7 protein-coding genes are annotated in these 9394 nt (G+C 69.5%); 3 read left to right on the top strand and 4 right to left on the bottom strand.

The genetic code is table 11. The features are described from left to right. Positions 1 to 39: 39 nt before the first annotated feature. From OG866_RS31825 to hemA, 3 genes are all read right to left on the bottom strand, one after another. Positions 40 to 1107 (bottom strand): arylcarboxylate reductase, encoded by a 1068-nt coding sequence (locus OG866_RS31825; protein ID WP_329340035.1) that lies wholly within the window; start codon positions 1105 to 1107, stop codon positions 40 to 42. Between the two features lie 5 nt (positions 1108 to 1112). Then, positions 1113 to 1703 carry a hypothetical protein gene (locus tag OG866_RS31820; RefSeq protein WP_329340033.1) on the bottom strand — a complete coding sequence of 197 codons (591 nt, stop codon included), beginning with the start codon at positions 1701 to 1703 and terminating at the stop codon, positions 1113 to 1115. Positions 1704 to 2322: 619 nt separating this feature from the next. Beyond that, positions 2323 to 3558 carry a 5-aminolevulinate synthase gene (gene hemA, locus OG866_RS31815; protein ID WP_329340030.1) on the bottom strand — a complete coding sequence of 412 codons (1236 nt, stop codon included), beginning with the start codon at positions 3556 to 3558 and terminating at the stop codon, positions 2323 to 2325. A 363-nt stretch (positions 3559 to 3921) separates the two neighbouring features. On the opposite strand from hemA, the gene OG866_RS31810 reads away from it, so the two are divergent. Further along, positions 3922 to 5466, top strand: a complete 1545-nt coding sequence (locus OG866_RS31810) for a class I adenylate-forming enzyme family protein (protein WP_329340029.1) — start codon at positions 3922 to 3924, stop codon at positions 5464 to 5466. After that, positions 5463 to 7016: a long-chain-fatty-acid--CoA ligase gene (locus OG866_RS31805; RefSeq protein ID WP_329344397.1), complete on the top strand. Its 1554-nt coding sequence runs from the start codon at positions 5463 to 5465 to the stop codon at positions 7014 to 7016. Before OG866_RS31810 ends, OG866_RS31805 begins: the two co-directional genes overlap by 4 nt. 48 nt (positions 7017 to 7064) lie before the next feature. Here the strand turns inward: OG866_RS31805 and OG866_RS31800 are convergent, their stop codons facing one another. After that, the gene (locus OG866_RS31800; protein ID WP_329340028.1) at positions 7065 to 7850 is read right to left on the bottom strand and encodes a thioesterase II family protein; all 786 of its coding nucleotides are present in this window, start codon (positions 7848 to 7850) and stop codon (positions 7065 to 7067) included. A gap of 176 nt (positions 7851 to 8026) precedes the next feature. Here OG866_RS31800 and OG866_RS31795 point away from each other — a divergent pair, with 176 nt between their 5' ends. After that, on the top strand, positions 8027 to 9391 hold the full coding sequence (locus tag OG866_RS31795; RefSeq protein WP_329340027.1) for a cysteine desulfurase/sulfurtransferase TusA family protein: 1365 nt from the start codon (positions 8027 to 8029) through the stop codon (positions 9389 to 9391). The last annotated feature ends 3 nt before the right edge of the window (positions 9392 to 9394 follow it).

The following is a 9394-nucleotide window of genomic DNA, read 5'->3' as shown; positions in this document are numbered from 1 at the left end:
TGGGGCGGGGCGAGCCCCGTGCGGGCCCGCCCGGGGTGCCTAGTAGATGCCTTCCGGTGCCGACCGGACGTTCTGGAGCGGGCGCACGTTGGCGACGCCGTCGCACGGCCAGGCGTCACCGGTGTCGTAGCGGACGGCGAGGTCGCGTTCCAGGATGTTCGGCAGGAAGAGGTCGTCGTGCAGGACGGTCAGCCGGACCTGGCCCTGTTCTCCGTAGGGGACGACCTCGGACCAGTCGTCCGGGTCGACCACCGCCATCGTGACCTGCGGATAGTTGGGCAGGTAGGGCATCAGCGCCCCGTCGTTCTCCACGGGGAGGGCGACGGTGTTGCCGAAGGTGTTGGCATAGGTGACGGTGACGAGTCCGCCGCCGAGTGCCTGGTGGAAGGAGCGGCGCATCGCCGGGGTGGCGTGGGTGCCGCTGAGGCGTACGCCGTGCAGTCGTGCCACCAGTTCGGGCCGGGCCTTGATGAGGGCCTGGAGGAGTGCCGGGGTGGTGACGAGGTAGTCGACGGGCTGGCTCTCCAGCACGGAGGCCATCTGGTCGATGATGTGCGCGGTGTACTCCTGGGCGTCCTTGAGCCTGCCGGCCCGCAGCAGCCGCTTGACCCAGCGGGGGTCGAAGTCGATGCCGTAGACGCGGCCGTCGTACAGGTCCGCGAGGTCCACGGCGCCGTGTCCGATGAGGTGGGGGCCGGTGGGGGTGGCCTGGAGCCAGCCACGGCCGGGCTCGAACCCTTCGCGTTCGATGACCCAGCGGCGCCAGGCGGCGCGCTGGAGGAGCATCGGTTCGGTGTAGAAGACGCGGCAGGGGCTGCCCGTGGTGCCGCCGGAGTCCCAGACGCGTCCGGCCAGGGGGCGGGGTACGGCCTGGGGTACGAGGTCGGCCGGGTCGAGTGTGCGCAGTTCGCCGAGCGGCATCGGGCCGAAGGCGGTGAGGTGGTCGTAGCGGGTGATGTCCCTGGGGTCGACGGCGAGTTCGGCGGCGCGCTTGAGCCAGTACGGGCTGCCCGTGTCGGGGTCGAAGTGACGGCGGACCACTCGGCGCGTCCAGGCATCGATGTCCTGAGCGAGCCATTCGTCGACGAGGGGGGTGACGTCCTTCACCGCGTTCACCCCGCCACTGCTTCGCTGGAGGGGGCGGCGGGTTCCACCGGGGGCAGGTCGACACCGAAGTCGTACACGGCGGTCATGGCTTCGAAGACGTGGTCCGGGGTTTCGACGTGGACCACGGGGAAGTCCGCGTTCTGGAAGGTGCCGAAGGCGGCGGGGCCGAGGACGAGGCCGAGTTGTGTGCCGGCGTCCTCGAGGCCGCCGATCATGTGCGGGACGCTGACCGGGTCGGTCGGGTTGCGGCGGAACAGGTCGCGGATCTCCTCGCCCGTGGTGAGCTGCTTTCGCTCCATGCACGAATGGACGGGGATGCGGGGGTCCTCGAAGGTCATGGCGTCCAGGGTGGGCGCGAGGAACTCCGTGATGTGCCGCTGGAGTGGTGAGTGGAAGGCGCTGCCGTGTTCCTCGGCGATGTGCAGGGCGCCGGGGGGCAGGGTCGCGCCGAAGGTCTCCAGGGCGGTTCGGTAGCCGCCGAGCAGCACCATGCGTTCGGTGCCGGTGCCCACGCGGCCGAGGTCGGCGGAGAGATGGACGTCGGCGATGTCCGCGATGAGCGCCGGCGGGTCGGTGTCGAGGGGGATGCGCAGCATGGCGACGGCTTGTCGCGCTGATTCGGCGGACGGTGCCGGCACTTCCCGCAAACGCATCAGGAAGGTGCAGAGTTCCTGGCGTTCCACTGATCCTGCGAGGCTTGCCGCGATGAGTGAGCCGAAACTGAGGCCGCACACGGCAGCGGGAGTGATTCCGTATTCTTCGGCGAGAACGTCCGCGATTCCGAAAATAGCGGCGGCCTGCCGAATGGCCCCGACTCCTTGGCGGTGCTCCTGCCCCGGCGCTCTTTCTTCATGAAAGATTCGCTGGACATCTATCCCGGTCCAGTCCGCGATATGCGCATAGGTCTGCCGCACACTCGGAAACATCTCGTACAGTTCGGCACCGGCTCCTGGCTGGTCATTCATTCCGCCGTCGAGGACATACGCCAGTGACACTCAGAACCCCCGTTCCCGCTCCCCTGCCCGGAGAGCAAAACCGCTTAGCGGCGATCATAAGCGGCGCCCCGAAGGGTCCGCCTCTGCTTGCTGGTCGCTTGACTGGTCGGCAATTTCATCCAACCTCCGCCGGTGATCGTGTGTCAAGCACATATTTGCTGTGAGCACACTGCGCGGAGGCCAACTCCCCGCGCATGCGCGCGAGTTCAGGAGACCAAGATCACTTGGCCTCGACGGCCCGGGCTCCCGGCAGCCGAACGGCGCCCAGGTCGTCCCAGATTCGGTCCAGGGCGTCGACGAATCCGCGCACGTCGTCGGCGGTGTGGACGGCTCCGGGGGCGACCCGCAGGATCTCCTCGCCGACCCGGACGCTCGGGGCGTTGATCGCCTGCACATAGATGCCGTACCGCTCGAGCAGCAGGGCGGACATCCGCTTGCACAGGGCCTCGTCCCGGACCAGAACGGACACGATGTGCGTCTGGTCCGAAATGAAGGGAATGCCCCGCTCGTTCAGCTGCCGATGCATCAACTGTGCGTTTGACCACAGCCGTTCACGCTCGGCGTCGGAGGACCGGAGATGCCGTACGGCAGCCAGCGCGCCGGCCGCCACGGCGGGCGGGAGGGCGGTGGTGAAGATGAAGGAGCGGGAGAACATCCGTACCGCCTCGATCACTTCGGCGGGTCCTGCGATGTAGCCGCCGGTGGTGCCGTAGCCCTTGGCGAGGGTGCCCATGATGACGGTGAAGTCATCGGCGATGCCCTCGCGGGCCGCGATTCCGGCGCCCTCGGGGCCGTACATGCCCACCGCGTGCACCTCGTCGAGGTAGGTCATCGCACCGTGGCGCTTCGCGATGTCGGCGAGTTCGGGCAGGGGGGCGATGTCGCCGTTCATCGAGTACACGGACTCGGCGACGATGAGCTTGGGTGCCCCCGGGTCGGCCGCGGAGATCAGTTCTTCCAGGTGAGCGGGGTCGTTGTGCCGGAAGATCTGCTTCTGGGCGCGGCTGTGGCGCAGGCCGTCGATGATGGAGGCGTGGTTGAGCGCGTCGGAGAAGACCACGCATCCGTCCATCCGGCCGGCGATGACGGACAGCGCGCCGTCGTTGGCGGTGTAGCCGGAGGTGAACAGCAGGGCGTCGTCCTTGCCGTGGAGCGCGGCGAGCTCCTTCTCCAGCAGCACGTGGTAGTGGTTGGTGCCGCCGATGTTGCGTGAACCTCCGGCGCCGGCACCGTACTTGTCGACCGCCTCCTTCATGGCTTCGAGCACCGCGGGGTGCTGGCCCATGCCGAGGTAGTCGTTGCTGCACCAGACGCTGATGCTGTCCGCGTCCCCGCTGCTGTGCACGCTGGCCGCGGGGAACCTCCCGGCGAGCCGTCCGATCTCCAGGAACTCTCTCTTTCCTCCGTCGGAGCCTTCAATGAGGCGGGAAAAGAGGTCCAGATATTGGGTCGTCACGTCTACTCGCTTCGCTTTCGGGCTGACTGAGGCCACGTGCACATACGGGCGACTGAGCGGATCTGTACAGGACCGCCCCACGGCGCCGACTTCGGATCGATCCGACTGAACGCGTCACCCATGGAATCGGCCGGATACCAGCGATTCGCCGTCCTCGTTTTCGAGGAGGCACAGGGACGCCACGCTTGTATATCACCGTCACCCGGCGGCGTACAACCTACTTTCGGACGGCACTTATTTAACATACACAAACGGCAACTCGGGCCTATGCGGAGAACCCGACAGGTGTTCACCCACTGTTGCCTCGGCCATGCGGGCGTGCAATCCTGCATCGACCGAAATGCGTTGCGAGGGGGAGTTCCGGTGTCTTCGAACGAGAATTACGTCCGCCGGGTGCTGGAAGCTCTGGCACCCGATCCCGACCGGATCGCGCTGTGGCGGGAAGATGAGGAGCTGACCGCGGGCGAGTTCTCCAGGACGGTTCTCTCGGCGGCGGAAGTCCTGCGTCGGCATTTTTCGGAAGGTGCGATTCCGATTGTGGCGGTGCTGACCGTCACCAATACCCCGGCGACCGTAATTCTCCGCTATGCGGCCAACCTCGCCGGGGCCACCGTGGTGCATCTGCACTCCACGAACGCGGTGGACCCCACCGACCAGCTGGCCGCCGCCGCCCGGCGCGAGATCCTCGGCGCGACCCGGGCGGCGTTCCTCGCCGTCGACAAGGAGAACCTCGACCTGGCCCGCGAGCTGTGCGACGGGCTGTCCGAGCCGCCGCGGCTGGCCGCGCTCGGCGCCCTCGGACCCGATGTCCTGGACCTCTCGACGGGCGACCCGGACGTCTTCGACCTCGGCGCCGTCGAGGCCGACCCCGAGCAGCCGGCCGTGGTGCTCTACACCAGCGGCACCAGCGGCAAGCCCAAGGGCGTCACCCTGCCCTACCGCGTGCGCAGCCTCTACCTCCAGGCGGGCCTCCAGTCCCCGGAACCCATCGTGTACCTGTCGACCCTGCCGGTGAGCCACTCCAACGGCTCCGGCGTCGACCTCGCCCTGGCCTCCGGCGGGACGGTGGTCCTGCACGACAGGTTCGAGCCGGGAGAGGTGCTGCGCGCGGTCGAACGGCACCGCGTCTCCGCGCTCACCGTCACCCCGCCACAGCTGTACATGCTGGTCGACCACCCGGATCTCGCCACCACCGACCGGTCGAGCATCAGGGTCATCTCCTACGGCGGCTGCGCCGCCTCCCCGGCCCGGCTGGCCGAGGCCGTCGAGGCCTTCGGACCGGTGCTTCTGCAGTTCTACGGAACCACCGAGACCAGCGGCATCAGCGTGCTCATCCCGCCGGACCACTTCGACCCCGAACTGCGCCGAACCGTCGGCCGGCTGACCGCCGAGGTGCGCATCCGTGACGTGGACGACCATCGTGACCTCGCCGTCGGCGAGGTCGGCGAGGTGTGTGTGCGCACCCCCTTCAACATGCTCGGCTACTGGGGCGACCCGGAGCTCACCGCGGCGACCGTCCGCGACGGCTGGGTGCACACCGGCGACCTCGGCTCCGTCGACGAGAGCGGTCTGCTGCGTCTGCACGGCCGGATGGGCGAGGTGATGAAGACCAACGGCATCAAGGTCCATCCCATCGATGTGGAGAACGCGCTGCTGAGCCACCCGGGCGTCGCCCAGGCCGCGGTGTACTGCGTGGTGGACGACGACCGGGTGGAGCACATCCACGCCGCCGTCGTGGTCCGGCCGGACGCGAACTCGGACGCCGAGGCCCTGATCGGCCATGTCGCCGCCGAACTGTCGCCGAAGCACGTGCCCGCCCTGGTCACCTTCCACGACACCCTGCCCCTGACCGGTGCGGGCAAGCCGGACAAGCAGGCCCTGGCCGCGTCGCACACCGGCACGGCCTGATGCTGACGGCGGCGTCCGTCCTCGCCGAGTCCGCCGAGCGGCGTGCGGGACACACGGCGCTCGTCTTCGGCCCGGAGCGGATCAGCTATGCCGAGCTGTGGCACGCCGCCCGGCGGTACGCGGCGGTGCTGCGCGAGCACGGCGTGCGTCCGGGCGACCGGATCGCCCTGCTGCTGCCCAACTCACCGCACTTCCCGATGGCGTACTACGGCGTACTGGCGCTCGGCGCCGTGGCGGTCCCGGTACACGGTCTGCTGCGCGCCGACGAGATCGTCCACGTGCTGTCCGACTCCGAGGCGAAGGCGTTGGTGTGCGCGGCCCCCATGCTGACGGAGGGGGCCAAGGCGGCGGAGGTGGCAGGGGTTCCGCTGCTCACCGTCATGGTCGAGGACGGCACGCAGGCCCACTGCGGTCCGCCCCGGCTGGATGTCCTCGCCGAGCGGGCGGCACCTGTGGACCGCCCGGTGCCCCGTGCGCCCGGCGATCTGGCGCTGGTGCTGTACACCTCGGGCACCACCGGCAAGCCCAAGGGCGCGATGATCACCCATCTCAACCTGGTGATGAACGTCAGCACCACGATGCGCTCCCCGTTCGATCTCGGCCCCGACGACGTCCTGCTGGGCTGCCTCCCGCTGTTCCATACCTTCGGCCAGACGTGTGGCATGAGCGCCTGTTTCCTGGCCGGCGGCACCCTGGTCCTCATGCCCCGCTTCGACGGCCCCGGCGCGCTCGACCTCATGGTGACCGAGGGGTGCACGGTGTTCATGGGCGTGCCGACCATGTACCTCGCCCTCCTCGACGCCGCCGCCCAGGACACCCGTCGCCCCGCGCTCGACCGAGCCTTCTCCGGCGGGTCGGCGCTGCCGGTCAAGGTGCTGGAGGACTTCCAGGAGACCTACGGCTGCCCGATCTACGAGGGGTACGGCCTCACGGAGACGTCGCCGGTGGTGGCGTACAACCAGAAGGCGTGGCCGCGCAGGCCCGGCACCGTGGGACGCCCCATCTGGGGCGTCGAGGCGGAGATCGCCGCGGCCGACGTCGAGGACCGCGTCGAGCTGCTGCCGGCGGGCGAGGTGGGCGAGATCGTCGTACGCGGCCACAACGTGATGGCCGGCTACCTCAACCAGCCCGAGGCCACGGCGGCCGTGCTGGTCGACGGCTGGTTCCGCTCCGGTGACCTGGGGGTCAAGGACGCCGACGGATACCTGACCATCGTCGACCGCAAGAAGGACATGGTGCTGCGCGGCGGCTACAACGTCTACCCGCGAGAGGTCGAGGAGGTGCTCATGCGCCATCCGGCCATCGCCGAGGTCGCGGTCATCGGTGTCCCCGACCACACCTACGGCGAGGAGGTGTGCGCCGTGGTACGGACGAGGGCGGGCGCGCCGGCGGATCCGGCACTGGCCGCGGACATCGTGTCCTGGAGCCGGGAGCGGATGGCCGGGCACAAGTACCCGCGCCTGGTGGAGTTCGTCGAGGACTTTCCTCTCGGGCCGAGCGGCAAAGTGCTGAAGCGGGAACTGACCGCCCGTTTCGCCGGCACTCGCTGACCTGGGGGCACGCGCCACCGCGGCCCGCGCGTGCCCACCCCGCCCCGGTCAGCGCTCCGCGTCGACCCGCAAGCGCTCCTGAAAGACCGCCATGTCCTCGCGCAGCGCGGCGATCACCTGGTCGCTCTGCTCGGCCAGATAGAAGTGACCGCCCCGGAAGGTCCTGATCCGGAAGTCCGCGCTCGTGTGCTCGGCCCACGCCTCGGCCTCGTCCGCGCGCACCTGCGGATCGGCGTCACCGATGTACACGTGCAGGGGACGGCTCAGCGCCGGCCCCGGCCGGTATACGTACTGCTCGACCGCGGTGTAGTCGGCGCGGAGCGCGGGCAGGATCATCGACACCACGTCCTCGTCGTCCAGCAGCGCCGACGCGGTTCCCTCCAGTTTGCGTATCTCGGCGATGAGCCCCGCGTCGTTCCGCAGGTGCACCGTGTCCCGGCGCACGCTGCTGGGCGCCCGGCGCCCCGAGACGACCAGCCCGAGCAGGCGCTCGCCGAGCTCCGCCTCCATACGTCGCGCGGTCTCGAAGGCGAGTGTGCCGCCCATGCTGTGCCCGAAGAACACCATCGGCCGGTCGGTGAGCGCGCGCAGCGCCCCGGTTATCCCGTCCACCAGCTCGTCGACGCTGGTGAGCGGGGGCTCCCGCCGACGGTCCTGACGCCCCGGGTACTGCAACGCGACCACCTCGGCACGGGGTGTCAGCCGAGCGGACAACGGCTGGAAATAGCTGGCCGATCCTCCCGCGTGCGGAAAGCAGACGACGGTGATGTCGCTGTTCGGAGAAGAGGCGAACTCCCTGACCCAGCGGTGCCTCAACTCTTGCACGTCAGTCATGTGCTCCATCCGTTCTGTCGCCCTGACGGACGCGTCCGGCCGCGGACGCCTCCCGCATCCACCCTTACGGACCGGCATCCGATGATCAAGGTGTTCGCTGTAGGGGGAACGGAAGTGGCGGTTCGATGCGATCCGGGCCGGCGCGACCGTGTCGTCGCAGGCCTTAGCGTTGCTGTGTGTCCTACTTCGATGCCGCTTCCGGCGCCCCTCTCCACCCCGTTGCTCGTCAGGCCCTGTTGGCCTCGCTCGATGAAGGGTGGGCTGATCCCGCGCGGTTGTACCGGGAAGGCCGGCGGGCTCGCATGCTGCTCGACGCCGCCCGGGAAGCCGCTGCCGAGGCGGTGGGGTGCCGACCGGACGAGCTCGGCTTCACCCCTTCGGGGACGCACGCTGTGCACAGCGGGATCGCGGGAGCTCTGGCCGGACGACGACGCGTCGGACGCCACCTGGTCGTGTCATCCGTCGAGCACTCCTCCGTGCTCCATTCCGCCGAACTCCACGAGAAGGAGGGCGGTTCCGTCACCCGGGTGCCGGTCGACCGGGCGGGGCGGGTGGACGCCTCCGACTGTGCCGCCGCGCTCCAGGAGGACACCGCGCTCGCCTGTCTGCAGTCGGCCAACCACGAGGTGGGCACCGAACAGCCGGTGTCGGAGGTCGCCGAGCTGTGCCGGGCGGCCGGGGTGCCGTTGCTGGTGGATGCGGCGCAGTCGCTGGGGTGGGGACCGGTCGAGGGCCAGTGGTCGTTGCTGACGGCCAGTGCGCACAAATGGGGTGGACCCGCCGGAGTCGGGCTGCTGGTCGTCCGCAAGGGCGTGCGGTTCGCCGCTCAAGGGCCGGTGGACGAGAGGGGATACGGCTTCGAGAACCTCCCGGCGATCGTCGCGGCGGCGGCCTCGCTGCGAGCCGTGCGGGCCGAGGCCGCTCAAGAGGCGGTACGGCTGCGGGAGCTGACGGAGCGGATCCGGGCGCGGGTGCCGGAGCTGGTCGCGGACGTGGAGGTGGTCGGCGATCCGGAGCGGCGGCTGCCCGGGATCGTCACCTTCTCCTGTCTCTATGTCGACGGGGAGACCCTGCTGCACGAGCTGGACCGGGAGGGCTTCTCCGTTTCCTCCGGTTCGTCCTGCACCAGCAGCACGCTGACGCCCAGCCATGTGCTGAAGGCGATGGGAGTGCTGAGTGAGGGGAATGTGCGGGTCTCGCTGCCGGCGGGGACCGCGGCGGAGGATGTGGAGAGGTTCCTCGCCGTGCTGCCGGGTGTGGTGAACGGCGTACGGGAGAAGCTGGGCGCGCCGATGCCGGTGGCGGTCGTCCGTGCGGACGAACTCCTCGTCGACGCCCTCGGCAAGCGCTGCCCGATCCCGGTCATCGAGCTGGCCAAGGTCATCGGCGACGTGCCGGTGGGCGGCCTCGTGCGGGTGCTGTCGGACGACGAGGCGGCCCGCCTCGACATCCCGGCGTGGTGCGAGATGCGGGAGCAGGAGTACGTGGGTGAGGAGCCGGCGGACAAGGGGACGGCCTATCTCGTCCGCCGGACCTCCTGAGGC

It is taken from the genome of Streptomyces sp. NBC_00663 (assembly GCF_036226885.1).
In the GTDB taxonomy this organism is placed as follows: domain Bacteria; phylum Actinomycetota; class Actinomycetes; order Streptomycetales; family Streptomycetaceae; genus Streptomyces.
This window is presented reverse-complemented; position numbering and strand designations above follow the sequence as displayed.

What these genes read in the sequence shown, in the direction of transcription:
- OG866_RS31820 (WP_329340033.1), bottom strand. Translation starts at nt 1,703, where the DNA reads ATGCTGCGCATCCCCCTCGACACCGACCCGCCGGCGCTCATCGCGGAC.
- OG866_RS31800 (WP_329340028.1), bottom strand. Translation starts at nt 7,850, where the DNA reads ATGACTGACGTGCAAGAGTTGAGGCACCGCTGGGTCAGGGAGTTCGCC.